24 protein-coding genes and 1 pseudogene are annotated in these 26,686 nt (G+C 71.6%); 12 read left to right on the top strand and 13 right to left on the bottom strand.

Features of this window, described 5'->3' with window-relative positions; all coding sequences use genetic code 11:
• Nucleotides 1-59: 59 nt before the first annotated feature.
• Nucleotides 60-2,597 (bottom strand): ABC transporter ATP-binding protein/permease, encoded by a 2,538-nt coding sequence (locus tag ACYBSK_RS09525; protein ID WP_460245774.1) that lies wholly within the window; start codon nt 2,595-2,597, stop codon nt 60-62.
• A gap of 271 nt (nt 2,598-2,868) precedes the next feature.
• Between ACYBSK_RS09525 and ACYBSK_RS09520 the strand changes: the two genes are divergently transcribed.
• Both ACYBSK_RS09520 and serB read left to right on the top strand, forming a co-directional pair.
• Nucleotides 2,869-4,527 (top strand): streptophobe family protein, encoded by a 1,659-nt coding sequence (locus ACYBSK_RS09520; protein ID WP_460245773.1) that lies wholly within the window; start codon nt 2,869-2,871, stop codon nt 4,525-4,527.
• Between the two features lie 178 nt (nt 4,528-4,705).
• A complete protein-coding gene (gene serB / locus ACYBSK_RS09515) occupies nt 4,706-5,947 on the top strand; it encodes a phosphoserine phosphatase SerB (protein WP_457476445.1) in 1,242 nt (413 codons plus the stop codon).
• A 72-nt stretch (nt 5,948-6,019) separates the two neighbouring features.
• Here serB and ACYBSK_RS09510 read toward each other — a convergent pair whose 3' ends face one another.
• The 4 genes from ACYBSK_RS09510 to ACYBSK_RS09495 form a co-directional block, all read right to left on the bottom strand.
• Nucleotides 6,020-6,538, bottom strand: coding sequence for a SixA phosphatase family protein (locus ACYBSK_RS09510; RefSeq protein WP_457476444.1), 519 nt, complete (start codon nt 6,536-6,538; stop codon nt 6,020-6,022).
• Nucleotides 6,539-6,709: 171 nt separating this feature from the next.
• A complete protein-coding gene (locus ACYBSK_RS09505) occupies nt 6,710-6,913 on the bottom strand; it encodes a hypothetical protein (RefSeq protein WP_457476443.1) in 204 nt (67 codons plus the stop codon).
• A 190-nt stretch (nt 6,914-7,103) separates the two neighbouring features.
• Nucleotides 7,104-7,214, bottom strand: a complete 111-nt coding sequence (locus ACYBSK_RS09500; RefSeq protein WP_306322525.1) for an SGM_5486 family transporter-associated protein — start codon at nt 7,212-7,214, stop codon at nt 7,104-7,106.
• 243 nt (nt 7,215-7,457) lie between these two features.
• Complete coding sequence (locus ACYBSK_RS09495; RefSeq protein ID WP_457476442.1) at nt 7,458-8,768, bottom strand: CynX/NimT family MFS transporter; 1,311 nt, start codon at nt 8,766-8,768, stop codon at nt 7,458-7,460.
• Between the two features lie 84 nt (nt 8,769-8,852).
• Here ACYBSK_RS09495 and ACYBSK_RS09490 point away from each other — a divergent pair, with 84 nt between their 5' ends.
• A complete protein-coding gene (locus ACYBSK_RS09490) occupies nt 8,853-9,548 on the top strand; it encodes a FadR/GntR family transcriptional regulator (RefSeq protein WP_460245772.1) in 696 nt (231 codons plus the stop codon).
• Here the strand turns inward: ACYBSK_RS09490 and ACYBSK_RS09485 are convergent.
• From ACYBSK_RS09485 to fabG, 3 genes are all read right to left on the bottom strand, one after another.
• Entirely contained in the window at nt 9,523-9,858 is a 336-nt protein-coding gene (locus ACYBSK_RS09485) for a hypothetical protein (RefSeq protein WP_460245771.1), read from the bottom strand. The two genes, ACYBSK_RS09490 and ACYBSK_RS09485, sit on opposite strands and share 26 nt — an antisense overlap.
• 369 nt (nt 9,859-10,227) lie before the next feature.
• Nucleotides 10,228-11,004 (bottom strand): enoyl-ACP reductase FabI, encoded by a 777-nt coding sequence (gene fabI / locus ACYBSK_RS09480; protein WP_457476439.1) that lies wholly within the window; start codon nt 11,002-11,004, stop codon nt 10,228-10,230.
• Between the two features lie 5 nt (nt 11,005-11,009).
• Nucleotides 11,010-11,729: a 3-oxoacyl-[acyl-carrier-protein] reductase gene (fabG, locus tag ACYBSK_RS09475; RefSeq protein WP_457476438.1), complete on the bottom strand. Its 720-nt coding sequence runs from the start codon at nt 11,727-11,729 to the stop codon at nt 11,010-11,012.
• A gap of 195 nt (nt 11,730-11,924) precedes the next feature.
• Between fabG and ACYBSK_RS09470 the strand changes: the two genes are divergently transcribed.
• The 3 genes from ACYBSK_RS09470 to tyrS all read left to right on the top strand — a co-directional run bounded on the left by ACYBSK_RS09470 (nt 11,925) and on the right by tyrS (nt 16,195).
• Entirely contained in the window at nt 11,925-13,448 is a 1,524-nt protein-coding gene (locus ACYBSK_RS09470; protein ID WP_460245769.1) for a TldD/PmbA family protein, read from the top strand.
• Nucleotides 13,445-14,839 carry a metallopeptidase TldD-related protein gene (locus ACYBSK_RS09465; RefSeq protein ID WP_460245768.1) on the top strand — a complete coding sequence of 465 codons (1,395 nt, stop codon included), beginning with the start codon at nt 13,445-13,447 and terminating at the stop codon, nt 14,837-14,839. The genes ACYBSK_RS09470 and ACYBSK_RS09465 overlap by 4 nt, the downstream gene beginning before the upstream one ends.
• 81 nt (nt 14,840-14,920) lie before the next feature.
• Nucleotides 14,921-16,195, top strand: a complete 1,275-nt coding sequence (gene tyrS, locus ACYBSK_RS09460) for a tyrosine--tRNA ligase (RefSeq protein ID WP_457476435.1) — start codon at nt 14,921-14,923, stop codon at nt 16,193-16,195.
• Nucleotides 16,196-16,317: 122 nt separating this feature from the next.
• Here tyrS and ACYBSK_RS09455 read toward each other — a convergent pair whose 3' ends face one another.
• Nucleotides 16,318-16,593, bottom strand: a complete 276-nt coding sequence (locus ACYBSK_RS09455) for a GlsB/YeaQ/YmgE family stress response membrane protein (protein WP_457476434.1) — start codon at nt 16,591-16,593, stop codon at nt 16,318-16,320.
• A 224-nt stretch (nt 16,594-16,817) separates the two neighbouring features.
• Between ACYBSK_RS09455 and ACYBSK_RS09450 the strand changes: the two genes are divergently transcribed.
• Both ACYBSK_RS09450 and ACYBSK_RS09445 read left to right on the top strand, forming a co-directional pair.
• Nucleotides 16,818-17,168 (top strand): DUF3099 domain-containing protein, encoded by a 351-nt coding sequence (locus tag ACYBSK_RS09450; RefSeq protein WP_460245767.1) that lies wholly within the window; start codon nt 16,818-16,820, stop codon nt 17,166-17,168.
• 205 nt (nt 17,169-17,373) lie between these two features.
• A complete protein-coding gene (locus ACYBSK_RS09445) occupies nt 17,374-17,634 on the top strand; it encodes a hypothetical protein (protein ID WP_457476432.1) in 261 nt (86 codons plus the stop codon).
• Nucleotides 17,635-17,661: 27 nt separating this feature from the next.
• Here ACYBSK_RS09445 and moaA read toward each other — a convergent pair whose 3' ends face one another.
• The 3 genes from moaA to ACYBSK_RS09430 form a co-directional block, all read right to left on the bottom strand.
• Complete coding sequence (moaA, locus tag ACYBSK_RS09440) at nt 17,662-18,651, bottom strand: GTP 3',8-cyclase MoaA (RefSeq protein WP_457476431.1); 990 nt, start codon at nt 18,649-18,651, stop codon at nt 17,662-17,664.
• A gap of 152 nt (nt 18,652-18,803) precedes the next feature.
• Entirely contained in the window at nt 18,804-20,426 is a 1,623-nt protein-coding gene (locus ACYBSK_RS09435) for a solute symporter family protein (RefSeq protein ID WP_457476430.1), read from the bottom strand.
• The gene (locus ACYBSK_RS09430) at nt 20,423-20,791 is read right to left on the bottom strand and encodes a DUF485 domain-containing protein (protein ID WP_460245766.1); all 369 of its coding nucleotides are present in this window, start codon (nt 20,789-20,791) and stop codon (nt 20,423-20,425) included. The genes ACYBSK_RS09435 and ACYBSK_RS09430 overlap by 4 nt, the downstream gene beginning before the upstream one ends.
• Nucleotides 20,792-21,060: 269 nt before the next feature.
• Between ACYBSK_RS09430 and ACYBSK_RS09425 the strand changes: the two genes are divergently transcribed.
• From ACYBSK_RS09425 to ACYBSK_RS09410, 4 genes and pseudogenes are all read left to right on the top strand, one after another.
• Entirely contained in the window at nt 21,061-22,602 is a 1,542-nt protein-coding gene (locus tag ACYBSK_RS09425; protein ID WP_457476428.1) for a S8 family serine peptidase, read from the top strand.
• Between the two features lie 115 nt (nt 22,603-22,717).
• Nucleotides 22,718-24,142, top strand: a complete 1,425-nt coding sequence (locus tag ACYBSK_RS09420) for a CoA transferase (RefSeq protein ID WP_460245765.1) — start codon at nt 22,718-22,720, stop codon at nt 24,140-24,142.
• Between the two features lie 188 nt (nt 24,143-24,330).
• Nucleotides 24,331-25,350: a CopD family protein gene (locus ACYBSK_RS09415; RefSeq protein WP_460245764.1), complete on the top strand. Its 1,020-nt coding sequence runs from the start codon at nt 24,331-24,333 to the stop codon at nt 25,348-25,350.
• Nucleotides 25,351-25,447: 97 nt separating this feature from the next.
• Nucleotides 25,448-25,663: pseudogene (locus ACYBSK_RS09410) on the top strand (hypothetical protein); the annotation flags it as partial.
• On the opposite strand, the gene ACYBSK_RS09405 reads toward ACYBSK_RS09410, so the two are convergent.
• Nucleotides 25,612-26,655: a zinc-dependent alcohol dehydrogenase family protein gene (locus ACYBSK_RS09405; RefSeq protein ID WP_457476425.1), complete on the bottom strand. Its 1,044-nt coding sequence runs from the start codon at nt 26,653-26,655 to the stop codon at nt 25,612-25,614. The pseudogene ACYBSK_RS09410 and the gene ACYBSK_RS09405 sit on opposite strands and share 52 nt — an antisense overlap.
• Between the last annotated feature and the right edge of the window lie 31 nt (nt 26,656-26,686).

Genomic DNA, 26,686 nt, shown 5'->3' with positions numbered 1-26,686 from the left:
CGGCACCCACTGGGTGCCGCCCTTCGTGTGTCCCGTACGTGTTCCGCGTACGGGGCCGGCTACTTGCGCATGACCTCCGGCTCGTGGCGGCGCAGCAGGCGGGCGACCGCGAAGCCGCAGATGACTCCGAGCACGATCAGGACCGTGAGGTTGATGCCCCACTGGCTGACCGAGTGCTCCCACAGCGGGTCCAGGTCGTTCGGGTTCTTCGGGTCCCACGGCGGCATGAGCTTGCTGAGGTCCAGGGTGGCGCCCGCGGCGCCCACCGCCCAGCGGGACGGCATCAGCCAGGCGAACTGCTCCAGGCCCAGCGTGCCGTAGATCTGGAAGAGCACGCCGGTGAACACGACCTGGACGATCGCGAACATGACGAGCAGCGGCATCGTCTTCTCGGAGGTCTTCACCAGCGAGGAGATGACCAGGCCGAACATCATCGACGTGAATCCGAGCGCGATGATCGAGATGCACAGTTCGGCGGCCGGCGGCAGCAGCAGCCCTTCCTTGGGCAGCTCGCGCGGCGCGAAGCCGATGGCGCAGATGATGACGCCCTGGAAGGCCGTGATCACGCCGAGCACGATGACCTTGGACATCAGGTACGCGGAGCGGGACAGGCCGGTGGCCCGTTCCCGCTCGTAGATGACGCGCTCCTTGATCAGCTCACGGACCGAGTTGGCCGCCGCCGAGAAGCACATGCCGACAGCGATGATCAGCATGATGGTGCCGGCGTCCCCGTTGAACTTGGACGGCGGCTTGGGCGGGCCGAGGCCGAACTCCGCCGGGATGACCACCGAGACGATGCCGAGGACCGCGGGCAGTATCACCATCAGCCCGAGGAAGCCCCGGTCGGAGGCGATCACCGAGCAGTAGCGGCGGATCAGCGTGAACAGCTGGGAGCCCCAGGGCTGCGTCTTCGGCGCCTTGATGGCGGCAGGCGGCGGGACGGATACCGACTGTGCGGCGACGGCGTCGATGTCGGCCGCGTACATCTGGTAGTGCTGCGAGCCCTTCCAGCGGCCCGCCCAGTCGTAGTCGCGGTAGTTCTCGAACGCCGAGAACACGTCGGCCCACGTCTGGTAGCCGAAGAAATTGAGGGCTTCCTCCGGCGGGCCGAAGTACGCGACGGCGCCGCCGGGCGCCATCACGAGGAGCTTGTCGCACAGCGCCAGCTCGGCGACCGAGTGCGTGACGACGAGGACCGTGCGCCCGTCGTCGGACAGGCCGCGCAGGAGCTGCATGACATCGCGGTCCATGCCCGGGTCGAGGCCGGAGGTCGGCTCGTCCAGGAAGATCAGCGACGGCTTGGTCAGCAGCTCCAGGGCCACGGACACGCGCTTGCGCTGGCCACCGGAGAGGGAGGTGACCTTCTTCTCCTTGTGGATGTCCAGCTTCAGCTCGCGCAGCACCTCGTCGATGCGCTGCTGGCGCTCCTGCTCGCTGGTGTCCGCGGGGAAGCGGAGCTTCGCGGCGTACTTGAGCGCCTTCTTGACGGTCAGCTCCTTGTGCAGGATGTCGTCCTGCGGGACCAGACCGATGCGCTGGCGCAGCTCGGCGAACTGCTTGTAGAGGTTGCGGTTGTCGTAGAGGACGTCGCCCTCGTCGGCGGGCCGGTAGCCGGTGAGCGCCTTGAGCAGCGTCGACTTTCCGGAGCCGGACGGGCCGATGACGGCGATCAGCGACTTCTCGGGGACGCCGAAGGAGACATCCTTGAGGATCTGCTTGCCGCCGTCGACCGTCACCGTCAGATGGCGCGCGGAGAACGACACCTCACCGGTGTCGACGAACTCCTCCAGCCGGTCGCCGACCAGCCGGAACGTGGAGTGGCCGACGCCCACGATGTCGGTGGCGCCGAGCAGTGCCGTGCCGCCCTTGGGGATCGGCTGGCCGTTGACGTACGTACCGTTGTGCGAGCCGAGGTCGCGGATCTCGAAGCGGCCGTCGGGCGACGCGTGGAACTCGGCGTGCAGCCGCGAGACCTGGAGGTCGGAGACGACCAGCTCGTTCTCCAGCGCGCGGCCGATGCGCATGACCCGGCCGAGCGACAGCTGGTGGAACGTGGTCGGGCTGCGGTCGCCGTAGACCGGCGGCGCCCCCGCGACCCCACCGGCGGCCTGCTGCGGCACCTTCCGGGCCGGCGACTGCTGCCACTGCTGCTGCTCCGGGGCCTGCTGCCGCTGCGGCGCCTGCTGCTGGGACCAGCCGGGCTGCTGCTGGTACTGCTGCGGCGGCGGCTGCTGGGCGAGGCCCGCGGCCTGCTGCTGGGCCTGGTGCGGCGAGGCGACGGCGGCGGGCCGGGCACCGCTCTGCGCGTTGCCCTGCGCCTTCAGGCGCGGGCCGTCGGTGGAGTTGCCGAGGTGCACGGACGAGCCGGGGCCGATCTCCATCTGGTGGATCCGCTGCCCCTGCACGAAGGTGCCGTTGGTCGAGCCGTGGTCCTCGATGACCCAACTGCGGCCGCTCCAGCTGATCGTGGCGTGACGCCAGGAGACTCTGGCGTCGTCGAGCACGATGTCTCCCCCCGGGTCGCGGCCGAGGGTGTACGGCCTGGACGGGTCGAGCGTCCAGGTCCTGCCATTCAATTCCAGTACGAGTTCAGGCACTCCATGCCCCACTGAGTTGTCCCCCGAGTTTTGCCCCCGTCATGGGGAGTCTAGGGATGTCGAACATCGTGAGGAACTATTTCAGGAAGCCGTCCGTGACCGGAACCCGGCCTTCGCCACGGCCCCGTGACAACTCTGCTACGGCCCTGGTTCACCGATCCCGTTGACGGTACGGACGGTGCCCCGGAGAGTGGTAACTGCCCACAACTCCCGACGGATCATGAGCAACTGGGATCTCGGGGGCGAGGCGGTACGGATCGGGGGGTCCTGAATGACCGTGACGGCGAGCGGCCACGAGGCGGGGCGGCGCGCCCGGTTGTCCGTCGTCGACGTGGCGCTGTCCGCGATCGCCGCGGTGAGCTGGGCGTTCATCGCCATGGCCGGAGTCGCGGCGCTCGGCCTGCACTTGCTGGAGGCGGACACGGCGGCCGCGCTCGGCCCGATGACGGCCGCGGTGGTGGCGCTCGGGGCGGGTGGGCGGGTGACGCCCTCCGGGGACGTGTCGGCCTTCGGGCTCGAGGGCGCGCAGGCGGAGACGGCGATCGACATCGCGCCGCTCGGTGTGGGCCTGGTGGGCGCGCTGGCGCTGAGTTGGTTCTTCCTGCGTTCGCTGCGGGCGGCGGGGGCCGAGGTGTCGCCGGGTGAACTCCTCGCGCGCGCGGGAGCGGTGGTGGCGCTCTTCGTGGCGATGATGGGCGGGCTCGTCTGGGCGGGGCACGACGTCATCACGATCGACGGTGCGCAGTTGGGGCTCGACGACATCGCGGGCGGCGAGGGCCTGCCGGGAGGCATAGCGGACGAACTGCCGGGCGGGGTCGGTGGGTTGCTGCCCGACCGGCTCGGGGACCTGGTCGACGCGAAGGCGTCCGTCGGGTTCACCGTGGAGATGGTTCCCTCGCTGCTGGGCGCGGCGGGGTTCGCGGTCGGCGTGCTGGTGATCGCCCTGCTCGCGTCGCGGCGCAGTCCGCTGCCGCGGGCGCTCGCCCCGTTGCACCGGATCGTGCGGCCTGCCGCGTCGGCGATCGTGGCGGTGCTGCTGATGGCGGTCGTGGCGGGTCTGGCGGCGGCGGTGTACGCGATGATCGGCGACGACCATCCGAAGCGGATCGCGGGGGCCGCGCTGCTGGGGGCGCCCAACGGGGTGTGGCTCGGCATTCCCGTCGGCCTCTTCGTGCCCTGGGACGGTGAGGCGACGGGTGAGCTCGCGAAGGTGCTGCCGGATCCGCTGGACGAGCTGCTGCGGGTGGCGGCGGACGAGCCGGTGACGTTGGGGCGGCTGGCCGAACTGGACGGCCGGGTGTGGCTGTTGGGGGTCGGGGCGGCCGTGATGATGCTGCTCGCCGGGGTGCTGACGGCGGTGCGGACGCCCGTGGCCGGGGGGCTCGGGGGGTTCGTGGGGCGGTGTGCGCTGCGGTTGGCGGGCGTGACGGCGCTCGCGCTGCCGCTCCTCGTGTGGCTGACCGAGGTGTCGGCGGGGGCGTCGCTGTCGGTGCTCGGCTTCGACGCGTTCGGGGCGGGGATCGAGCTGCACGGGCAGGTCGGGATGGCGGTGCTGCTCGGGGCGGCGTGGGGGGCCGGGGCGGGGGCGCTCGGCGCGGTGCTGGCGTATGCGAGTGGGGCGGCGGGTGGGCGGGTCGCGCCGCTTGCCGCGGCGGGGCGGTCTCCGGGTGGGTCCGGGGGGCCGGGTGCCGGTGGGCCCGGCGACGGTGGGTCCGGTGGGCCGGGTGAGGTGGGGCCGTATCGGCCGAGTCAGCCGTATCGGCCCGTCAATCCGGAGACGAATCCGTATCTGCGGTCGCCGTACGATCCCTCGGCGGGGTCGCCCACCGTGGCGAGTCCCGTGCGGAGGCCTCCGCGGCGGGGGCGGGGCGATACGGGGTGGCCTGCGCCGCCTCCTCCGCCGCCGCCTCCCGGGGGCGAGGACCGCTGACGGTCGTCCACCTTTCGCCCTCGGGGCTCCGCCCCGGACCCCGCTGCTCAATCGCCGCAGGGGCTTGAAGTACAAGCCCCGCCGGCGTTTGAGGCGCGGGGTTCGGGGCGGAGCCCCGTGGTCGTGGGTGACCGGGATTGTCGGGGGCGTGGAGGGGACCGATAACGTATGGCTCATCATGAGCGCTTCGCAGCCCCAGCCCACCGCTGATGCCCCTCCCGTGGACGTTCCGGCGGACGTCCCCACCCTCCTCGTCAAGATCTTCGGCAAGGACCGCCCCGGCATCACCGCCGGGCTCTTCGACACCCTCGCCGCCTACTCCGTGGACGTCGTCGACATCGAGCAGGTCGTCACGCGTGGCCGGATCGTCCTGTGCGCCCTGGTGACCCAGCCGCCGGCCGGGCTCGAAGGGGATCTGCGGTCGACCGTCCACAGCTGGGCGGAGTCGATGAAGATGCAGGCGGAGATCATCTCCGGCATCGGCGACAACCGTCCGCGCGGCACGGGCCGCTCCCACGTCACCGTCCTCGGCCACCCCCTCACCGCCGAGTCGACCGCGTCGATAGCGGCCGCCATCACCGGTACCGGCGGCAACATCGACCGCATCTTCCGGCTCGCCAAGTACCCCGTGACCGCCGTCGAGTTCGCCGTGTCCGGCACCGCTACCGAGGAACTGCGCACCGCCCTCGCCATGGAGGCCGCGAAGCTGGGCGTGGACGTGGCGGTCGTCTCCGCCGGTCTGCACCGGCGCGCGCAGCGCCTCGTCGTGATGGACGTCGACTCGACGCTCATCCAGGACGAGGTGATCGAGCTGTTCGCGGCGCACGCGGGCTGCGAGGACAAGGTCGCCGAGGTGACGGCGGCGGCGATGCGCGGCGAGCTCGACTTCGAGCAGTCGCTGCACGCGCGCGTGGCGCTGCTGGCGGGGCTCGATGCCTCGGTCGTGGACAAGGTGCGCAGCGAGGTCCAGCTGACGCCGGGCGCCAGGACCCTGATCCGTACGCTCAAGCGCCTCGGCTACCAAGTGGGGGTCGTCTCGGGCGGGTTCACGCAGGTCACGGACGACCTGATGGACCGCCTCGGGCTCGACTTCGCGCAGGCCAACACGCTGGAGATCGTCAACGGCAAGCTGACCGGCAGGGTCACCGGCGAGATCGTGGACCGCGCGGGCAAGGCGCGCCTCCTGCGCCGGTTCGCCACCGAGGCCGGGGTGCCGCTGGAGCAGACCGTGGCGATCGGCGACGGCGCGAACGACCTGGACATGCTGAACGCGGCGGGGCTCGGCGTCGCCTTCAACGCCAAGCCCGTCGTGCGCGAGGCCGCGCACACCGCGGTGAACGTGCCGTTCCTCGACACGGTGCTCTATCTGCTCGGGATCACGCGCGAAGAGGTCGAGGCGGCCGACGCGCAGGAGGCGTAGGCGGCGCGAGGCGTCGTACGGGGGCCCGGTACCGTCCGTCGGTACCGGGCCCCATGACGTGCGTACGAGCGGTTACTCGCTCGGCGCCCAGTAGTCGACGAGCCTGGCGGTGCCGGGCTCCAGGCTCTTCCATGGTCCGTCGAACGTGAGGACGGAGAAGGCGGCGGTGGGGAAACCGCGCCGGTTCAGCCGCTGCCGGGCGTCGTCCTCGGCGTCGGCGGCGAGGATCTCGGAGAGGGCCTGCACACCGGGGTTGTGGCCGATCAGCACGACGCTGCGCACGTCGTCCGGGGTCTCGTTCAGCACCGCGACGAGTTCGCCGGGCGATGCCTCGTAGATCCGCTCCTCGTACACGGTCCTGGGGCGCTCCGGCAGCTCCTGGACGGCCAGCTTCCAGGTCTCGCGCGTCCGCGTTGCGGTCGAGCAGAGGGCCAGGTCGAAGGGGATGCCGGAGTCGGCCAGCTTGCGGCCGGCGACGGGGGCGTCCCTGCGCCCTCGCTCGGCGAGCGGCCGCTCGTGATCGGAGACCTGGGGCCAGTCCGCCTTGGCATGCCGGAAAAGGACAATCCTGCGGGGTTCTGCGACGCTCATGCGTTCCAGCTTCGCATGAAACCGGCCGTCGGGCGCAGGGAGTTGACGGGGTCGCCCGGCACGAGTGAACGGGGTGCAGGGGCGCTGCTGAAGGGGGCGGAGGCGGTTCCGGGGCCGCTGGGAGGCCCGCTGTGCGGATCCAGCGCTCAAGCCTGATCCAAACGACGGGCTCTAGCCGAGCATCAGGTCCTTCGCGCGCCCCATGAGGTGGACGAGGGGGTCGCCCGCGGTGGCTCCGCCGTCGGCCGGGTTGAGGATCAGCAGGAGCAGCACCACGAAGGCGACGGCCGGCAGCACGAGCGCCCACCACGGCAGCCGGATGTCGACGCGGCCCGTGGCGGCCGGGTGGGGCGGGGTCTGCGTCGGGGCCGACATGGGTGCCTCCGGGGTCCGGGTTCCGTATGCACGTGTGTGCGCTTCGTCCGTACGCCGGCGATCTCGGCGACACTTCGAAGGTACGGAACCCGGGGCCGCGGCCCCATCCGGTGATCCACCCACTTCACCCTGACACTGGCCCCCTAGGGGATGGGGGAGTTAACCCCACCCCGCGCGCGGGGGCCGTGCTTCACGGTGCGGCGATGGACGCGATGATGCCGATGACCACGGTGACGGCCAGCATCGCGCCGAGCACCAGAAGGAGCTTCTTCTGGCCGTTCTGGGGATTCGGATCGAGCACAGGCGACATGCGCCAAGTGTCGCACCCGTCCCCGCGCCTCAGGACGCGGGGGCCGCCTAGGGCCCTTCTGACGGATCTTGCTGGAGTCGCGGGCCCTGGCACGCACACCTGCTGCGTTGTCGTCGGTTGCCAACGCTCCGCGTTGACGCCCTCCTCCGCCTTGCAGCTGCACGCACCAGACCCCGCTCGCCGGAACCGAACATGCACGGCCACCCGCATCCAGCCTGACCCGTCAGAAGGGCCCTAGTCGCCGCGTGACACCGCGGCCGCCTCGTCCTCGACGGTGCGATTGCGGCCGGCGAACACGCCCACCACGATCTGCGGCACCATCAGCACCGCCATGAAGATGATCGGCACGCCCCAGCCGCCGCTGTGCTGGTAGAGGACGCCGACGAGCAGCGGTCCGGGGATCGAGATCAGGTAGCCGGTGGACTGCGCGAAGGCGGACAGCTTGGCGACGCCCGCGCCGGTGCGGGCGCGCATCCCGACCATCGTGAGGGCGAGCGGGAACGCGCAGTTGGAGATGCCGAGCAGCACCGCCCACGCCCAGGCGCCGGAGGAGGGCGCGAAGTACAGGCCCGCGTAACCGGCGAGGCCGCACACGCCGAGGGCGATCACCATCGGCCCCTGGTGGGGCAGCCGGGCGGCGAGCCGCGGGATGACGAAGCCGAGCGGGATGCCCATGGCCATGGTGACGGCGAGCAGCACGCCCGCGGTCGAGGCGGAGACCCCGGAGTCGCGGAAGATCTGCGCCATCCACCCCATGGTGATGTACGCGGCCGTGGCCTGGAGGCCGAAGAAGACGGCGAGCGCCCAGGCGGTGCGGCTGCGGGCGATGCGCAGCCCGTCGCCCGCCGGAGCGGACGCGGCGGGTCCGGCCGGGGCCGCTACGGCCGATGGGTCCTTCTTGCGTACGAGGGGCAGCCAGACCAGGGCCGCGGCGACCGCGAGGACGGCCCAGACGGCGAGACCGGTCTGCCAGCTGCCGCCGAGCGCCTCGGTCAGCGGCACCGTGGCGGCGGCCGCGCAGGACGTGCCGAGCGCGAGGGCCATCGAGTACAGGCCGGTCATGGTGCCGACCTTCTCGGGGAACCAGCGCTTGACGATGACCGGCATCAGTACGTTGCTGACGGCGATGCCCATCAGGGCGAGCGCGCTGGTCACCAGGAAGCCGGCGGTGCCGCCGGTGAACGGGCGGACGACGAGCCCGGCGGCGATGGCGAACATGCCGGCGCAGACGACGGCGCTCGGGCCGAAGCGCTTGGCGAGCCGGGGCGCCATCACGCCGAAGATCGCGAAGCAGAGCGGCGGCACGGAGGTGAGCAGCCCGGCGACGCTGCCGCTCATCCCGAGCCCGTCGCGGACCTCTTCGAGGAGGGCGCCGAGGCTGGTGATGGCGGGCCGCAGGTTCATCGCGGCGAGGACGATGCCGACCACGACCAGACGGACGACCCACGCGCGCGGGGCGTTGTTCTCGGTGCGCAGGGGGGTGTCGGGGGTGGCGCTCGGTGGTGCCATCGTCGGGGTTTCCTCACTAGCCATGAGACCCATCATAGATTCATGGGATGATTGGCTGTCCAGCTCGTCGAATCACGTTCGCTACCGTACGCACCACTTCCGTCCGCACGAAGGAACGTCATGCCGCTGACCTCGCCCCAGCGCTCGGCCCTGTCCGAGCAGGTCATCTCCGCCCTGCGCGCCCAGATCTCCTCGGGCGAGTGGCCGGTGGGCTCCCGCATCCCGACGGAGCCGGAGCTGGTGGAACAGCTGAGTGTGGCCCGGAACACGGTGCGGGAGGCGGTACGCGCCCTCGCGCACAACGGCCTGCTGGACATCCGGCAGGGCTCGGGCACGTACGTGGTGGCGACGAGCGAGCTGGCCGGGGTCATGCAGCGGCGGTTCGCGGACGCCGCCCCGCAGGACATCGCCGAGCTGCGCGCCACCCTGGAGTCGAGCGCGGCGCGGTTCGCGGCGCTGCGGCGCACCGAGCGCGACCTGAAGCAGCTCGACGCGCTCCTCGTGCGCCGTGAGGAGGCGTGGGCGTCCGGGGACACGGAGGCGTTCGTGACGGCGGACGCGACGTTCCACCTGGCCGTGGTGGCCGCGTCCCACAACGAGGTGCTGACGGCGATGTACGCGGACCTCGGCGAGGTCATGCGGGACTGGCTGCGCGAGGACGTCGGCGAGCGGCTGACCGCGGAGAACCACATGGACCATGCCACGCTCGTCGACGCGATCCGGGTGGGCGACGCGGAGGGCGCGGCCAAGGAGGCGGCGCGTTATCCGTACGACTGCCGGCCGGGGCGGCTCAGCGCGCCGGCCGCCGGTGGCTGACCCAGGCGGTCTGCACGTTCTTCCAGCAGCGGCCGTCCATGCGGAGGGTCTGTGCCGGGAGGACCGGTTTCGGGCGGGAGTCGGTGTCGATGTCCCACCACTGTTCGCACTCGATGTGCAGGGCGACGCGGTCGACCGTGGGGTACGGGTTGTGGCAGGTGGCGGTCACCAGGAAGCGGTCGACCTCGATGCGGCACTCCGCGCCGAAGTGGTCGCGCTTCCTCTTCGGCTGCTCGTCGGACGCGGCGTCGTAGGGCAGCGTGAGCAGCAGGGTCAGTGCGGTGAGGGCGGTGGCTGTGCGGCGGGGCAAGCGCAAGGGGACCTCCTCGCACCAGGGTGCGTGGAGGTCCCCTCGGGGCGCCCGGCCGGTGGGCCGAACGGGGTAACGCCTCGGGGCTCCGCCCCGGACCCCGCTCCTCAAACGCCGGAGGGGCTGGATTGTGCCCGGCCCGCGCTCATGGAGAGCAGGAGGGGCTGGATTGTGTCCGGCCCGCGCTCATGGAGAGCAGGAGGGGCTGGATTGTGTCCGGCCCGCGCTCATGGAGAGCAGGAAGGACTGGATTGTGTCCGGCCCGCGCTCATGGAGAGCAGGAAGGGCTGGATTGTGTCCGGCCCGCGCTCATGGAGAGCAGGAAGGGCTGAAAATGCCGGACCGGCTGCCAGGACGCCCCGGAAGAGGTCAGGCGCCGATCGCGTGGAGGCCGCCGTCGACGTGGACGATCTCGCCCGTCGTCTTCGGGAACCAGTCCGAGAGCAGCGCGACGATGCCGCGGCCGGCCGGCTCCGGGTCCTCGAGCTTCCACTCCAGGGGGGAGCGGGAGTCCCAGACCGAGGCCAGCTCGCTGAAGCCCGGGATGGACTTCGCGGCCATCGAGCCGATCGGGCCCGCCGAGATCAGGTTGCAGCGGATGTTCTGCTTGCCGAGGTCGCGCGCCATGTAGCGGCTGGTGGCCTCAAGAGCGGCCTTGGCCGGGCCCATCCAGTCGTACTGCGGCCAGGCGAACTGCGCGTCGAAGGTGAGGCCGACGACGGAGCCGCCCTCGGTCATCAGCGGCAGCAGCGCCGTCGTCAGCGACTTCAAGGAGAAGGCGGAGACGTGCATGGCCGTGGCGACGGACTCGAACGGCGTGTTCAGGAAGTTGCCGCCGAGGGCGTCCTGCGGCGCGAAGCCGATGGAGTGCACGATGCCGTCGAGGCGGTCGCCGAGCTGCTCACGGACCTGGCCCTCCAGGCGCGCGAGGTGCTCGTCGTTGGAGACGTCGAGCTCCAGGACCTTGACCTTCTCGGGCTCCGGCAGCTTCTTGGCGATGCGCTCGGTGAGCGACGGCCGCGGCCAGGCGGTGAGGATGATCTCCGCGCCCTGCTCCTGGGCCAGCTTCGCGGTGTGGAACGCGATGGAGGACTCCATCAGCACACCGGTGATGAGGATCTTCTTGCCCTCGAGGATTCCAGCCATGATCGTCAGTGACCCATTCCCAGTCCGCCGTCAACCGGGATGACGGCTCCAGTGATGTACGAGGCGTCGTCGGAGGTCAGGAACTTCACCACTCCGGCGATCTCCTCGACCTGCGCGTACCGGCCGAGCGGCACCTGCGACACGATGCCCGCGCGCTGCTCGTCGGTGAGCGCCTGCGTCATGTCGGTGTCCACGAAACCGGGCGCGACGACGTTGAAGGTGATGTTGCGCGACCCGAGCTCGCGGGCGAGCGAGCGCGCGAACCCGACCAGGCCGGCCTTCGAGGCGGCGTAGTTCGCCTGCCCCGCCGAGCCGAGCAGGCCGACGACGGAGGAGATCAGCACGACGCGGCCCTTCTTGGCGCGCAGCATGCCGCGGTTGGCGCGCTTCACGACCCGGAAGGTGCCGGTGAGGTTGGTGTCGAGGACGGACGTGAAGTCCTCCTCGGACATGCGCATGAGGAGCTGGTCCTTGGTGACGCCGGCGTTGGCGACGAGGACCTCGACGTTGCCGTGCTTCTCCTCGATCTCCTTGTACGCGGCGTCCACCTGCTGGGCGTCCGTGATGTCGCAGCGGACACCGAGGGCGCCGGCGTCGACGAGCTCCTTGGGGGGCTCTCCGGAGCGGTAGGTGAAGGCCACCTTGTCGCCCTGCTCCAGGAAGGCGCGGGCGATGGCGAGGCCGATGCCCCGGTTTCCCCCGGTGACGAGAACCGAGCGGCTCAACGGATCACCCTTTCGTTCGGCGGTCAGGTACCCGTTGAACCTATCCGCCTGCGGCACCGGGTGCCGAATCCGGGGGCGACAGGGCGAGGGGGTGCTCTCTGTGGGGTTCCCACAGAGAGCACGTGTCGTGGTTCACTCACACGCACCGTGCCGCCCACGCCGCGTGCCGCGCCGTGACAGAAGGGGAAGCCGCCCATGGCCCATGAGATCGATCAGTCCTTCCTGGATCTGCCCCTGCGGGCACTCGCCGACGCCGCACTCGCGCGCGCTCGCGCGCTGGGCGCCGAGCACGCGGACTTCCGGCTGGAGCGGGTGCGCGGTGCCTCGGTGCGGCTGCGGGACGCGAAGCCGTCGGGGTCCTCGGACAGCACGGACCTCGGCTACGCGGTCCGCGTGGTGCACGGCGGGACCTGGGGGTTCGCCTCCGGTGTCGATCTGACGATGGACGGCGCGGCGAAGGTGGCCTCGCAGGCCGTGGCGATGGCGAAGCTGAGCGCGCAGGTGATCGCGGCGGCCGGGTCGGACGAGCGGGTGGAGCTGGCGGACGAGCCGGTGCATGCCGACAAGACCTGGGTCTCCTCGTACGAGATCGATCCGTTCACCGTGCCCGAGGAGGAGCGGGCCGGGCTGCTCGCCGACTGGAGCGCGCGGCTGCTCTCGGCGGACGGGGTGTCCCACGTGGACGCCTCGCTGTACTGCGTCCACGAGAACAAGTTCTACGCGGACACGGCGGGGACCGTGACCACCCAGCAGCGGGTGCGGCTGCATCCGGAGCTGACGGCGATCGCCGTGGACGACTCCAGCGGCGAGTTCGACTCGATGCGCACGATCGCGCCGCCGGTGGGGCGCGGCTGGGAGTACCTCACCGGGACCGGCTGGGACTGGGAGGCCGAGCTGGCCGAGATCCCCGAGCTGCTCGCCGAGAAGATGCGCGCGCCGAGCGTGAAGGCCGGCGCGTACGACCTGGTCGTGGACCCGTCGAATCTGTGGCTGACGATTCACGAGTCCATCGGGCACGCCACCGAACTCGACCGCGCGCTCGGCTACGAGGCCGCGTACGCGGGCACCTCCTTCGCCACCTTCGACCAGCTCGGCACGCTCAAGTACGGCTCCGAGATCATGAACGTGACCGGCGACCGCACCGCCGAGCACGGGCTCGCCACCATCGGGTACGACGACGAGGGCGTGGCCGGGCAGTCCTGGGACCTGGTGAGGAACGGCACCCTCACCGGCTATCAGCTCGACCGGCGCATCGCGAGGCTGACCGGGTTCGAGCGTTCCAACGGCTGCGCGTACGCGGACTCCCCCGGGCACGTCCCCGTGCAGCGGATGGCGAACGTGTCGCTCCAGCCGGATCCGGGCGGGCTCGCGACGCAGGACCTGATCTCGGGGGTCGACCGGGGGCTGTACCTGGTGGGCGACCGGTCGTGGTCCATCGACATGCAGCGCTACAACTTCCAGTTCACGGCGCAGCGCGCGTACGCGATCCGGGGCGGGAAGCTCGCCGGGCAGGTGCGGGACTTCGCGTACCAGGCGACGACCACGGACTTCTGGGGCTCCATGGCGGCGGTCGGCGGCCCGCAGACGTACGTCCTCGGCGGCGCCTTCAACTGCGGCAAGGCCCAGCCGGGCCAGGTCGCGGCCGTCTCGCACGGCTGTCCGTCCGCTCTCTTCAAGGGCGTCAACATCCTCAACACCACGCAGGAGGCCGGTCGATGAGCCCTCGGAGCAGCAAGCCGTACGAGATCGTCGAGCGCGCCCTGGAGCTGTCGCGGGCCGACGGCTGTGTGGTCATCGCCGACGAGACGTCCACCGCGAACCTGCGCTGGGCGGGCAACGCGCTCACCACGAACGGGGTGACGCGCGGACGCACCCTCACCGTCGTCGCCACGGTCGACGGCAAGGAGGGCACGGCGTCCGGTGTCGTGTCCCGGTCGGCCGTGACCGCCGACGACCTGGAGCCGCTGGTGCGCGCCGCCGAGGAGGCCGCCGCCAAGGCCGGGCCCGCCGAGGACGCGCGGCCGCTCGTCGAGGGCGTGCCGCACTCCCCCGGGTTCACGGAGGCGCCCGCCGAGACGTCGTCCGCCGTGTTCGCGGAGTTCGCTCCGGCGCTCGGCGAGGCCTTCGCCCGCGCGCGTGCCGGTGGCCGGGAGCTGTACGGGTTCGCCAACCACGAGCTGACCAGCAGCTACCTCGGTACGTCGGCGGGGCTGCGGCTGCGTCACGACCAGCCCAACGGGACCCTGGAGCTGAACGCCAAGTCGCACGGGCGCAGGCGGTCGGCGTGGGCGGGACGCTCGACGCGGGACTTCAAGGACGTCGACCCGGCGGCGATGGACGCGGAGCTCGCCACCCGGCTCGGCTGGGCCCAGCGGCGCCTCGACCTGCCCGCCGGGCGGTACGAGACGCTGCTGCCGCCGACCGCCGTCGCGGACCTGCTGATCTACACCATGTGGTCGGCGGGGGCCCGGGACGCGGCGGAGGGCCGGACCGTGTTCTCCCGGCCGGGCGGCGGTACGCGGGTGGGTGAGCGGCTCAGCGCGCTGCCGCTGACCCTGCGCAGCGATCCGCACGCGCCGGGGCTCGAGTCGGCCCCGTTCGTCCTCGCGCACGCGTCGAGCGACGCCGCGTCGGTGTTCGACAACGGGCTGCCGATCGGCGCCACGGACTGGATCCGCGAGGGCGAGCTCGCGCACCTCACGACGACCCGGCACAGCGCGGAGCTGACCGGTCTGCCGGTCGCGCCCGCGATCGACAACCTGATCCTGGACGGGGGCGGCGAGAAGTCCCTGGACGAGATGGTCGCGGGCACCGAGCGGGGGCTGCTGCTCACCTGTCTCTGGTACATCCGCGAGGTCGACCCGGCGACGCTGCTGCTCACCGGGCTCACCCGGGACGGCGTGTACCTCGTGGAGAACGGCGAGGTGGTGGGCGAGGTGAACAACTTCCGGTTCAACGAGTCGCCGGTCGGCCTCCTCGACCGGGCCACGGAGGCCGGGCGCACGGAAAAGACGCTGCCGCGCGAGTGGGGCGACTGGTTCACTAGGGCTGCGATGCCGGCGCTGCGGGTGCCGGACTTCAACATGAGCTCGGTCAGCCAGGGCGTCTGAGGCCCGCGCCGTACGGCGCTGTCGGTGGGCGCCCATAGACTGGCGGGGTTACAGCAGACCTGTTCAAGGAGAACCAGAACCGTGACCGACATCGTCGACGAGCTGAAGTGGCGTGGCCTGTGGGCCCAGTCCACTGACGAGGACGCACTGCGCAAGGCGCTCGCGGACGGTCCGGTCACGTTCTATTGCGGCTTCGACCCGACCGCGGCCTCCCTGCACGTCGGTCACCTGGTGCAGGTGCTCACCATGCGCCGGCTCCAGCAGGCGGGCCTGCGCCCGCTCGCGCTGGTCGGCGGGGCCACGGGCCAGATCGGCGACCCGCGTCCGACGGCGGAGCGCACGCTGAACGACCCGCAGACGATCAAGCTGTGGGTCGCCCGGCTGCGCTCGCAGATCGAGCCGTTCCTCGACTTCGAGGGTGAGAACGCGGCGACGATGGTGAACAACCTGGACTGGACCGCGGGCCTGTCCGCGATCGAGTTCCTGCGGGACATCGGCAAGCACTTCCGGGTCAACAAGATGCTGACCAAGGACTCCGTGGCCCGCCGCCTGGAGTCCCAGGAAGGCATCAGCTACACGGAGTTCAGCTACCAGCTGCTCCAGGGCATGGACTTCCTGGAGCTGTACCGGCGCTACGGGTGCACGCTCCAGCAGGGCGGCTCCGACCAGTGGGGCAACCTGACGGCCGGGCTCGACCTGATCCACCGCCTGGAGCCGGACGCGCAGGCGCACTGCATCGCGACGCCGCTGATGGTGAAGGCGGACGGCACCAAGTTCGGCAAGTCCGAGGGCGGCGCCATCTGGCTCGACCCGGAGATGACGACGCCGTACGCGTTCTACCAGTTCTGGCTGAACACGGACGACCGGGACATCTCGAAGTACATGCGGATCCTGTCCTTCAAGTCCCGCGAGGAGCTGGAGGAGCTGGAGAAGCAGACCGAGGAGCGGCCGCAGGCCCGTGCCGCGCAGCGTGCGCTGGCCGAGGAGCTGACGACGCTGGTGCACGGCGCCGACTGGACGGCCGCCGTGATCTCCGCGTCGAAGGCGCTGTTCGGCCAGGGCGACGGGAGCCTGGCGGACCTGGACGAGGCCACGCTGGCGGCGGCCCTGTCGGAGCTGCCGAAGGCCGAGGTCACCGAGCTGGGCCCGGTCGTCGACCTGTTCGCCGAGGTCGGCCTGGTGGCCAGCAAGTCGGCCGCGCGTCGCACGGTGAAGGAGGGCGGCGCGTACGTGAACAACGTGAAGGTGGCCGCCGAGGACTTCGTGCCGGGCGCGGACGAGCTGCTGCACGGGCGGTGGCTGGTGCTGCGGCGCGGCAAGAAGAACCTGGCGGCCGTGGAGGTCAAGGGCGCGTAGGGCGCACAGCGCTCCCGCCCCGGCCCAGAGGCCCGGCCCGCCGCTCAGGCGGCGGCCGGGCCTTCAGCCGTTTCCGGCCCGTGCGTTCTCGTGCTGTGCGTTCTCGGGCCGTGCGGCCGTCGCTAGGCCCTGCTCTTGTTGCCGCGCAGCGCCACCCACAACCGGTCGCCCACGCCGACCACCACCACCGCTCCGATCAGTTGCAGCAGATGGCGGATCCAGTCGATGCCCTTGGTGTCGTTGACTCCCATGCCCGTGGCCGCCCAGTTGCCCAGGACGCTGCCGATGATGCCGAAGACCACCGTCAGCCACAGGGGGATCTGCTGCTTGCCGGGCAGGATCGCCTTAGCGATCAGGCCAAGCACCAAGCCCACGATGATCGCCCACAACCAGCTCATGTCGTCGCCTCCTCGCGCGGTGCGGGGTGCCGTACGGCCACCCGTGCGATCAGTCTCACCGCGTACTCCATACGGCGCATGTCGGACGGCTCCGTACGTGGGAGTGCGCACGTACGTCTCCCAGGTCAGGCCCGCCCCGGTCTCGTAGCCGACGCATGGCGGGCGTACCGTGGACGAGGTCCGGTCCGGGGAGTGTCCGGCGAGTCGGCGGGCGGTGGAATGTGATGCGGAAGCGCAAGGGCAACGGCGGAGCAGAGGTTTTCCGGATCACGGGAGCCCGGCAGGGGCTCGCCGCCGATGTACGCGGCCGGCAGCGCCGGTACGTCATCTCGATGTCCGTCCGCACTGTTTCGGTGATCCTCACGGCAGTGCTGTGGAACGTGGAGCGGCACGTCGCCGTCGTGACGCTCGTGCTGGGCGCTCTGCTCCCCTACGTCGCGGTGGTCTTCGCCAACGCGGGGCGGGAGAACGCGCCGGGGCTGCCGTCGACCTTCGTGCCCGCGCCCTCGCGGCCCATGATCGCGCCGGCCCCGTCCGGAGATCCGGCGGAATCCGCCCGGGAGGACCGGGCCTGAGCGCCGTCCGCGCCGGGCGCGCAACCGGCCGACAAAGCTCAAGAAAAGCTCAGATCAATCATGTGGATCCGGTGCCGGGCAGCGGGTCCCCCGTGACATACTGCGTACGCGCTCCGCATCCCCCGTCGGAGCGACGGACCGACGCCGGGCAGCTCCCCCCGTGGCTGCTCGGCGTCGCCTTTTCCAGGGCGTTTAAGGTTGACGCGTGAACCTCGCGAACCTCTCCGAACCGTCGCCCACCACTCCTCAGTGCTCGGCCAAGGGCTGCCGCGCCGACGCGGTGTGGGTGCTCGCGTGGAACAACCCGAAGCTGCACACGCCGGAGCGCCGCAAGACGTGGCTGGCGTGCGACGAGCACCGCGAGCACCTGGCCAAGTTCCTCGGCGTCCGCGGGTTCCTGAAGGACACCGTGCCGCTGGCGCAGTGGGAGGCGGACGGCGAGGGCGAAGAGGGCGGCGCGCGGTAGGGCCTGATCCGAACGACAGGCCCTGGCTCAGCCGCCGATCGCCGACATCGGGCGGTCCGGCTGGAGGAACGTCGGGTCGTCGAGGCCCGAGCCGGCCTTCTTGCCCCACATGGCGCGCTTCCAGATGGCGGCCAGCTCCTCGTCCGGCATGTCGGAGCGCAGGGCCGCGCGCAGGTCCGTCTCCTCGCGGGCGAAGAGGCAGGTGCGCACCTGGCCGTCGGCGGTGAGCCGTGTGCGGTCGCAGGCCCGGCAGAAGGGGCGGGTGACCGAGGCGATGACGCCGACGCGGTGCGGTCCGCCGTCCACCACCCAGCGCTCGGCGGGCGCGGAGCCACGCTCGTCGTCGCCCTCCGGCGTCAGCTCGAAGCGCGTACGCAGCGAGGCCAGGATGTCGCCCGCGGTGATCATGCCGTCGCGCTTCCAGCCGTGCTGGGCGTCGAGCGGCATCTGCTCGATGAAGCGCAGCTCGTAGGCGTGCTCGACGGCCCAGGCGAGCAGGTCGGGGGCCTCGTCCTCGTTGAGCCCCGGCATCAGGACCGAGTTGACCTTCACCGGCGTCAGGCCCGCGTCGCGCGCGGCTTCGAGGCCCTCGATGACGTCCTTGTGGCGGTCGCGGCGGGTGAGGGTCTTGAAGACGTCGGGGCGCAGGGTGTCCAGCGACACGTTGACCCGGTCGAGGCCCGCTTCCTTGAGCGCCCCCGCCGTGCGCTTCAGCCCGATCCCGTTCGTCGTCAGGGACATCTTGGGGCGGTGCTCCAGGGCGGCGACCCGCTCGACGATGCCGACCAGGCCGGGGCGGAGCAGGGGCTCGCCGCCGGTGAAGCGGACGTCGGTGACGCCGAGGTCGGTGACCGCGACGCGGATGAGGCGGACGATCTCGTCGTCCGTGAGCAGGTCGGGCTTGGCGAGCCATTGCAGGCCCTCTTCGGGCATGCAGTACGTGCACCGCAGGTTGCAGCGGTCGGTCAGTGAGACCCGTAGGTCGGTGGCCACTCGGCCGTAAGTGTCGATGAGCACGTGGGCCCCCTCCCTCAGCGCGTTCTTCCCTACTGATCCCGAGCCTACGTGACAGGTCCGACAGTGGCAGGACCGTGAACCCACGAGTGTGCCGGGCCCCGCGTCGTACGGATCTACGACGCGGGGCCCGGCACGGGAACGCGGTGGGCAGGTCAGTGCGCTCCGGTGCCCGTCAGGGAGCGGACCTCCAGCTCGGCGTACTTGCCCTTGTCGGCCTTCTCCTTGGCCATGTACGTACCGATGATGCCCAGCAGGAAGCCGACCGGGATCGAGATGATGCCGGGGTTCTCCAGCGGGAACCAGTGGAAGTCGACGCCCTTGAACATCGAGGTCTTCGGGTTGCCCGAGACGACGGGCGAGAAGAGGACCAGGAAGACCGCCGAGAACAGACCGCCGTAGATCGACCACAGCGCGCCGTTGGTGTTGAACCGCTTCCAGAACAGCGAGTACAGGATCGTCGGCAGGTTCGCGGAGGCCGCGACCGCGAAGGCCAGCGCCACCAGGCCGGCGACGTTCAGGTCGCGGGCGAGGGCGCCGAGGGCGATGGAGACGATGCCGATGAAGACGGTGGCCCAGCGGGCGGCCTTCATCTCCTGCTTCTCGGAGGCCTGCCCCTTCTTGATGACGTTCGCGTAGATGTCATGGGCGAAGGAGGACGACGAGGCCAGGGTGAGGCCCGCGACGACCGCGAGGATCGTGGCGAAGGCGACCGCCGAGATCGAGGCGAGCAGGATCGCGCCCCAGCTGGAGTCGACGCCGCCCAGATGGAGTGCGAGCAGGGGCGCCGCCGTGTTGCCCGCCGGGTTCGATTCGATGATCTCGGCCGGCTTGATGAGCGCCGCGGCGCCGAAGCCGAGCGCGATCGTCATCAGGTAGAAGGCGCCGATGATGCCGATGGCCCAGTTGACCGACTTACGGGCGGCCTTGGCGGTCGGCACCGTGTAGAAGCGGATCAGGATGTGCGGCAGTCCGGCGGTGCCGAGGACGAGCGCGATGCCCAGCGAGAGGAAGTCGAGCTTCGACGTGGACGTGGCGCCGTACTTGAGGCCCGGCTCCAGGAACGGTGTGCCCTTGCCGCTGTTGGAGGCGGCGGTGCCCAGCAGGTCGGAGACGTTGAAGTTGAACTTCAGCAGCACCAGGAAGGTCAGCAGGATGGCGCCGGCGATCAGCAGGACCGCCTTGACCATCTGCACCCAGGTGGTGCCCTTCATGCCGCCGATGGTGACGTACACGATCATCAGGACGCCGACGAGCGCGACGATGAGGATCTTGCCCGTGTCCGTGGTGATGCCGAGCAGCAGGGAGACCAGGACACCGGCACCCGCCATCTGCGCGAGCAGGTAGAAGATCGAGACGACGATCGTCGAGGTGCCGGCCGCGGTGCGGACGGGGCGCTGGCGCATCCGGTAGGCGAGGACGTCGCCCATCGTGTAGCGGCCGGAGTTGCGCAGCGGTTCGGCGACCAGGAGGAGCGCCACCAGCCAGGCGACCAGGAAGCCGATCGAGTAGAGGAAGCCGTCGTAGCCGAAGAGGGCGATGGCGCCCGCGATGCCGAGGAACGACGCGGCGGACATGTAGTCGCCGGAGACCGCGAGGCCGTTCTGGAAGGCGGTGAACTGGCGGCCGCCCGCGTAGAAGTCGGAGGCGCTCTTGGTCTGGCGGCCCGCCCAGACGGTGATGACGAGGGTCGCGACGACGAACACCGCGAAGAGGCTGATGATCAGCGGCCGGTGCTCGCTGGCCTCCTGGGCCGCGAGGGTCACTGCGGGGCTCATGCGCCGCCCTCCATCCGGGACTTGATCGCCTCGGCCTTGGGGTCGAGCTTCGCGGCGGCGTGCTTCGAGTACCACCAGGCGATGAGGAACGTGGTCAGGAACTGCCCGAGCCCGAGGACGAAGGCGACGTTGATGTTGCCGAAGAGCTTGGTGCCCATGAAGCCACCCGCGTAGTTCGACAGCAGCACGTACACCAGGTACCAGGCGATGAACGCGATGGCCAGCGGGAAGGCGAACGAGCGGTGCGCGTGGCGCAGTTCACCGAACTCCGCGCTCTGCTGCACCTCGATGAACTCTTCGGTGGAAGGCAGTGCGGGCCCGCTGTCCGGGCTGCCCTTCTGCGGTGGTGGTGCGTCGGTGGCCACGGTTCTCCTCGGAAATGGGTGCTTGCTCTCAGACCTGAACGTGATCTGGATCACGCGGGCCGGGTCGCGATGGTAGAGCGCCCCGACTCCCTGCACAACGGCACGGGAGCATCCGCGGAGCGGTTCAACTCACCTTGTTTCTTTCGGAAATCGTTGCTGACCTGCGGTGGCCGGGGATACCTTCACACCGCACCACGCGTCATGTACCTGTCCGGGGGCCACGCAACTCCCGGGCATTTCCTCGTTACGACGGATGATGTGGAGACCCCATGGCTCATCTGCCTGCCAGACGCCTGACGCCCAGGCGCCGCATGGCCCTCGCCCTGCCGATCGGAATCGCTCTGACGGCATCCTTCGGTTTCCTGCCGTCCGCGGCCGCGGCTCCCACGGCCGACTCCCCCGCGGCGAGCGCCACTTCGGCCTCCGCACTCGCCTACGTGGTGAACACGCGCGGCACCGACGCGCGCACGATCTCCTCGGTGTCGAAGGCGATATCCGCGGCCGGCGGCTCGGTCGTCGCCACGTACGCGAAGATCGGCGTCTTCGTCGTGCACTCCTCGAACCCCGACTTCGGCAAGCAGATACGCGCCGCGAAGGGCGTGCTCACTGCGGGCGCGACCCGCACCTCACCGCTCAGCCTCGCGGGCACCACGGACGAGGGCGCCGTGCAGAAGCTGTCGGCGGCGCAGGCCAAGTCGGTCGCCAAGCAGTCGACTTCGGCGCAGGAGCCGCTGGAGGCCGACCAGTGGGACCTGCGGGCGATCGGCGCGGACAAGGCCGCGAAGATCAACCCGGGCAGCCGCAAGGTCACGGTCGGTGTCATCGACACCGGCGTCGACGACACGCACCCGGACCTCGCCCCGAACTTCTCCGCCTCCCAGTCCGCGAACTGCGTGGGCGGCAAGGCGGACACCTCGCCGGGCGCCTGGCGGCCCGCCACCCCGGACCACTACCACGGCACGCACGTCGCCGGTGAGATCGCCGCCGCGCGCAACGGGATCGGCGTCGCCGGTGTCGCGCCGGGCGTGAAGGTCGCGGGCATCAAGGTGGCGGACCCGGTCAGCGAGCTGTTCTACCCGGAGAGCGTGGTCTGCGCCTTCGTGTTCGCGGCCGACCACGGCATCGAGGTCACCAACAACAGCTACTACGTGGACCCGTGGCTCTACAACTGCGTGGACGACCCCGACCAGCGGGCCATCGTCGACGCGGTGAACCGGGCGCAGCTGTACGCCCAGCGCAAGGGCACGCTGAACCTGGCGTCGGCGGGCAACTCCAACCACGACCTCGACTCCGACGCGATCGTGGACGACACCAGCCCCGACGACTCGACGCCGGTCACCCGCACCATCGACCCGCACAGCTGCTTCGACATCCCGACCCAGCTGCCGGGTGTCGTCACGGTCAGCGCGACGGGCGTGAACAAGGCGAAGTCGTACTACTCGACGTACGGCAACGGCGTCATCGACATCGCGGCGCCGGGCGGCGACAAGTACCAGATTCCGGCGGACACCCCGTCGAAGAACGGACGCATTCTGTCCACGATGCCGGGCGGCGAGTACGGCTGGCTCCAGGGCACGTCGATGGCCTCGCCGCACGCCGCGGGTGTCGCCGCGCTCCTGAAGTCGACGCACCCGAAGGCCACTCCGGCGCAGTTGCAGGCCCTGATGAAGGCGCAGGCCGACGAGGAGGCCTGCCCGACCTCGTACGACGGGGACGGCGACGGCACCGTGGACGCGGTCTGCGAGGGCGGGCTCCAGCGCAACGGCTTCTACGGACACGGGATCGTCGACGCGCTGAAGGCCGTCAAGTGACCCGCTCCGCACGGGCCTTGTAGGGCAACGCAGGAGGGCCGGGTGGCGTGCGCCGCCCGGCCCTCGGCGTGCGCCGCTCGTGTGCCGGGGCCAACCGCTGCGCGATAGTGCGGACATGACACATGCGCCCCATGGACCGGTCGACACCCAGGCCGCGTGGGCGGCGCTCGGCGGCGACCCCGCCCTGCCCGCCCGTATCTCGTACCTCACGCGCGCGGGTGCGCTGCCCGCCCGCCTGCCCGTCCTCGACCTGGCCAGATCCTGTGTCGGCGCCTGTTCCCTGGCCGCCGCCGAACTGGCCGCCACGCGCGCGAGGCATCCGGTGGGCGACATACGGGTGCGCGTCGACGACGGGGCGGTCGCGACCGCGTTCACCAGCGAGCGGCATCTGCTGATCGACGGGCGCGCCCCGGTCGACTTCGCTCCGCTGTCCCGCTTCTGGCGCGCGCGGGACGGCTGGCTGCGCACCCACGCGAACTATCCGCACCACCGGGCGCGGCTGTGCGCGACCCTCGGGATCGACGCCGACGCTCCCGTGGACGAGGTGGCGGCGCTGCTCGCGGAGCGCTCCGCGTTCGAGGTGGAGGAGACGGTCCACGCGGCAGGCGGCCTGGCCGTCGCGCTGCGCACGCCCGAGGAGTGGCTGGCGCACCCGCAGGGCGCGCGGGTGGCGGCGCACCCGCTCCTGACCCGCGACCGGGTCGACTCGGCGCCGCCGCGCAGACTGTCGCGCGGCGTGCTGTCGCCCGCGGCCGGGGTCCGGGTCCTCGACCTCACGCGCGTCATCGCGGGCCCGGTCGCGACGCGCACCCTGGCGCTGCTCGGCGCGGACGTGCTGCGGGTGGACGCGCCCCAGTTGCCGGAGTCCCCGGACGCGCACGCCGACACCGGCTTCGGCAAGCGCTCGACCCGGCTCGACCTGGCGGACGCGGCGGACCGGCGCACGTTCGACGAGCTGCTCGCGGGCGCGGACGTGGTGGTCACGGGGTACCGACCCGGCGCGCTCGACCGGTTCGGGCTCGCTCCCCAGGCGCTGGTCGAACGGCGCCCGGGGCTGGTGGTGGCGGGGCTTTCGGCGTGGGGCGGGTACGGGCCGTGGGGCGGGCGGCGCGGCTTCGACAGCCTCGTGCAGGTCGCGTCGGGCATCGCGGCGGCCGAGGGGTCCCGGGAGCGGCCCGGGGTGCTGCCCGCGCAGGCGCTGGACCACGGCACGGGGTATCTGCTCGCGGCGGCGGTGCTGCGCTCGCTCACCGAGCAGACGGCGGACGGCGGTTCACGGGTGCTGCGGCTCGCGCTCGCCCAGACGGCGGCCTGGCTCGTGCGGGGTGCGCGGCCGGGGCCGGGGCGGACGGAGCACGGCGGGCACGCGGAGCCGTACGAGGCGCGGGACCCGGCCGCCTGGCTGAGCGAGGCGGACAGCCCGATCGGCCGGCTGCGGCACGCCCTGCCCCCGCTGTCGTTCTCCGGCGGACCCGCGAACTGGGCCCGCCCGCCGATGTGTTGGGGCACGGACGTGGCGGAGTGGCTGCCCGCGGGCTGAGCGGGGCCACGTCGCGATACGGCTGCCGGCGCAGGGCCGGTGAACCAAGCGGCCTCGAATGCACGTCCTACGTAGTCGTGAACCAGCCCACCGCGGCACCGGAGCCGACCCCGCGTGGACCGGAGCCCCATGCCCCAGTTGTAGGCCTGCGCTTGCCGGGTTCCGCACCTCCTGGTGAAGATCCAGAAATGAGCTCCGTTCCGCCGCCCGCCGAGGCCCCCGTACCCGTCGGGGCCGACGTCCCGCTGCGCAGACCCGGCGCGGGGCGCGCCGCCGCCGTGCTCGTGCTCGTCGCCCTGGCCGCGCTGATCCCGCTGCTGGGCCCGCGCGCCGCGCTCGACGGCACCGGTGAGGCCGCCGCGCCCGGTGTCGGCGTGGTCTCGGTCCTCCGTACGGTCGTGTTCGCGGCGTTGTGCGTGCAGGTCGGCGAGGTGTTCGCCGGGTTCCTCGCGCGCCGGGCGGACCCCTTGCGGGAGCCGGCCCGCACGTGGTCGGCGCCCGCGGCGTGGGCCGGGTGCGCCGCCGCGCTCGGGCTCGCCTCCGTGGTGGCGTCGGGGAACCTGCTCCCGCGCGGCCTCGCCGCCCTCGACCTCGGGGGCCTCGGCGGGACGCGGGACGGCACGCTCGCCCTGCTGGAGGTCAACGGCTTCCTGATCGCGGCCCTGTGCGCCCGCTCACGGCGCCCCGGGACGGCGCTGGCACCGCTGGCCGCAGTGATCGTCGCGGAGGCGCTGCGGGCGCACCCGCCGACCGAGGACAGCGCGCTGCTCGGCTCGGGGCTCACCCTGGTCCATCTGACGTGCGCCGCCCTGTGGGTGGGCGGGCTGCTGTACGTGCTGCGCACCACGTACGCCTGGCGCCGGGCCGCGCCCGAAGCGGGCACCGCCCTGCTGGGCCGCTACGCGCGCGTGGCGGCGCTCCTGCTGGCCGCCATCACCGCGACGGGCGTGTGCAGCACGCTTCGCCGGATGCCGCCGAGCACGGTCCTCGACCAGCTGACGACGACGGCCTACGGACGGGCGCTGCTCGCGAAGGTCCTCCTCGTGGCCGTCGTGGCCGCGCTCGCCCTGGCGGCCCGGCTGCGGCTGCGCCGCGCCCAGGACCGTACGAGCGCCTACGCGCCCGCGCGCGCGGAGGTGGTGATCCTGGCGGTCGTGGTGGCGGTGTCGGCCGTGCTGACGGCGCTGCCGGTGCCGATCCGCTGGTGATCCGGCGGTGCGCTCACGGCAGCAGACGGTGCCGTGCCGCGGCCGCCACCGCGCGCGTGCGCACGCCGGGCTTGTCGTAGACGCGGCTCAGGTGGGTCATGTGCTGCGCGAGGACTTCTACTACCGCACCGGGACACTGCTCTCCCTGGCCGCGGCCCACGGTCTGGCGGCACGCTTCATGGACGACTGGGAGGAGCTGAAGCACGGTCAGTCGAAGATTCGCGTCACCAGGGAGACGGACCGACGCGCCTGGCGTTCGGTTCAGTTGGTGACCATCACCTTGAGCGCGGTGCGCTCGTCCATCGCCTTGTAGCCGCCGGGCACGCCCTCGACGTCGACCGTCATGTCGAAGACGGGCGACGGGTCGATGGTGCCGTCCAGGACGTCGGGCAGCAGGTCCGGGATGTAGCTGCGCACGGGGGCGACGCCGCCGCGCAGCGCGATGTTGTGGTCGAACATGACGCGCAGGTCGACGCCGGTGCCGCTGCCGTGCGGGACGCCGACGAAGCCGATGGCGCCGCCGTCGCGGGTGATGTTCACGGCGGTGTGCATGGACTGCTCGGTGCCGACCGCCTCGATCACCGCGTGCGCGCCCTGCCCGCCGGTGAGTTCGCGGACCGCCGCGACGGCCGCCTCGCCGCGCTCGGCGACGACGTCGGTGGCGCCGAAGCTCCGCGCGATGTCCGTACGGGCCCGGTGGCGGCCGAGCGCGATGATCCGCTCGGCGCCGAGCCGGCGGGCCGCGAGGACGCCGCACAGGCCCACGGCGCCGTCCCCGACGACCGCGACGGTGGAACCCTCGCGCACGCCCGCGCCGAGCGCCGCGTGGTGGCCGGTGCCCATCACGTCGGACAGCGTCAGGAGGGCGGCCAGCAGGCGGTCGTCCGACGCGGCCTCGGCCGGCAGCGCGACGAGCGTGGCGTCGGCGTACGGGACGCGCACGGCCTCGCCCTGGCCGCCGTCGTGGCCGACCGCGCCCCAGAACCCGCCGTGCTCGCAGGACGTGGTGAGCCCCTCGCGGCAGTAGTCGCACACCCCGTCGGACCACATGAAGGGCGCGACGACCAGGTCGCCGCGCTTGAAGACGGACACCTCGGACCCGGCCTCCTCGACGATGCCGAGGAACTCGTGCCCGATCCGCTGCCCCGGCTCCCGCGCGGCCTCGCCCCGGTAGGCCCACAGGTCGCTGCCGCAGATGCACGCGCGCAGGACGCGCACCACGGCGTCGGTGGGCCGGACGACGGCGGCGTCGGGAACGTCCTCCACGCGCATGTCGTACGGGGCGTGGATGGTGGTGGCGCGCATGGGAGGTGTTCCTTCGTGCGGGTCCCGCAGT

This window comes from Streptomyces sp. BYX5S (assembly GCF_054724165.1).
The sequence above is the reverse complement of the archived record's forward strand: the minus strand, read 5'-3'. Positions and strand labels throughout refer to the sequence as shown.

Coding starts and splice junctions, on each gene's coding strand:
- ACYBSK_RS09520 (WP_460245773.1), top strand. CDS start 2,869: ATGACCGTGACGGCGAGCGGCCACGAGGCGGGGCGGCGCGCCCGGTTG.
- serB (WP_457476445.1), top strand. CDS start 4,706: ATGAGCGCTTCGCAGCCCCAGCCCACCGCTGATGCCCCTCCCGTGGAC.
- ACYBSK_RS09510 (WP_457476444.1), bottom strand. CDS start 6,538: ATGAGCGTCGCAGAACCCCGCAGGATTGTCCTTTTCCGGCATGCCAAG.
- ACYBSK_RS09505 (WP_457476443.1), bottom strand. CDS start 6,913: ATGTCGGCCCCGACGCAGACCCCGCCCCACCCGGCCGCCACGGGCCGC.
- ACYBSK_RS09495 (WP_457476442.1), bottom strand. CDS start 8,768: ATGATGGGTCTCATGGCTAGTGAGGAAACCCCGACGATGGCACCACCG.
- ACYBSK_RS09490 (WP_460245772.1), top strand. CDS start 8,853: ATGCCGCTGACCTCGCCCCAGCGCTCGGCCCTGTCCGAGCAGGTCATC.
- fabI (WP_457476439.1), bottom strand. CDS start 11,004: ATGGCTGGAATCCTCGAGGGCAAGAAGATCCTCATCACCGGTGTGCTG.
- ACYBSK_RS09470 (WP_460245769.1), top strand. CDS start 11,925: ATGGCCCATGAGATCGATCAGTCCTTCCTGGATCTGCCCCTGCGGGCA.
- ACYBSK_RS09465 (WP_460245768.1), top strand. CDS start 13,445: ATGAGCCCTCGGAGCAGCAAGCCGTACGAGATCGTCGAGCGCGCCCTG.
- ACYBSK_RS09455 (WP_457476434.1), bottom strand. CDS start 16,593: ATGAGCTGGTTGTGGGCGATCATCGTGGGCTTGGTGCTTGGCCTGATC.
- ACYBSK_RS09450 (WP_460245767.1), top strand. CDS start 16,818: ATGCGGAAGCGCAAGGGCAACGGCGGAGCAGAGGTTTTCCGGATCACG.
- ACYBSK_RS09435 (WP_457476430.1), bottom strand. CDS start 20,426: ATGAGCCCCGCAGTGACCCTCGCGGCCCAGGAGGCCAGCGAGCACCGG.
- ACYBSK_RS09425 (WP_457476428.1), top strand. CDS start 21,061: ATGGCTCATCTGCCTGCCAGACGCCTGACGCCCAGGCGCCGCATGGCC.
- ACYBSK_RS09420 (WP_460245765.1), top strand. CDS start 22,718: ATGACACATGCGCCCCATGGACCGGTCGACACCCAGGCCGCGTGGGCG.
- ACYBSK_RS09415 (WP_460245764.1), top strand. CDS start 24,331: ATGAGCTCCGTTCCGCCGCCCGCCGAGGCCCCCGTACCCGTCGGGGCC.
- ACYBSK_RS09405 (WP_457476425.1), bottom strand. CDS start 26,655: ATGCGCGCCACCACCATCCACGCCCCGTACGACATGCGCGTGGAGGAC.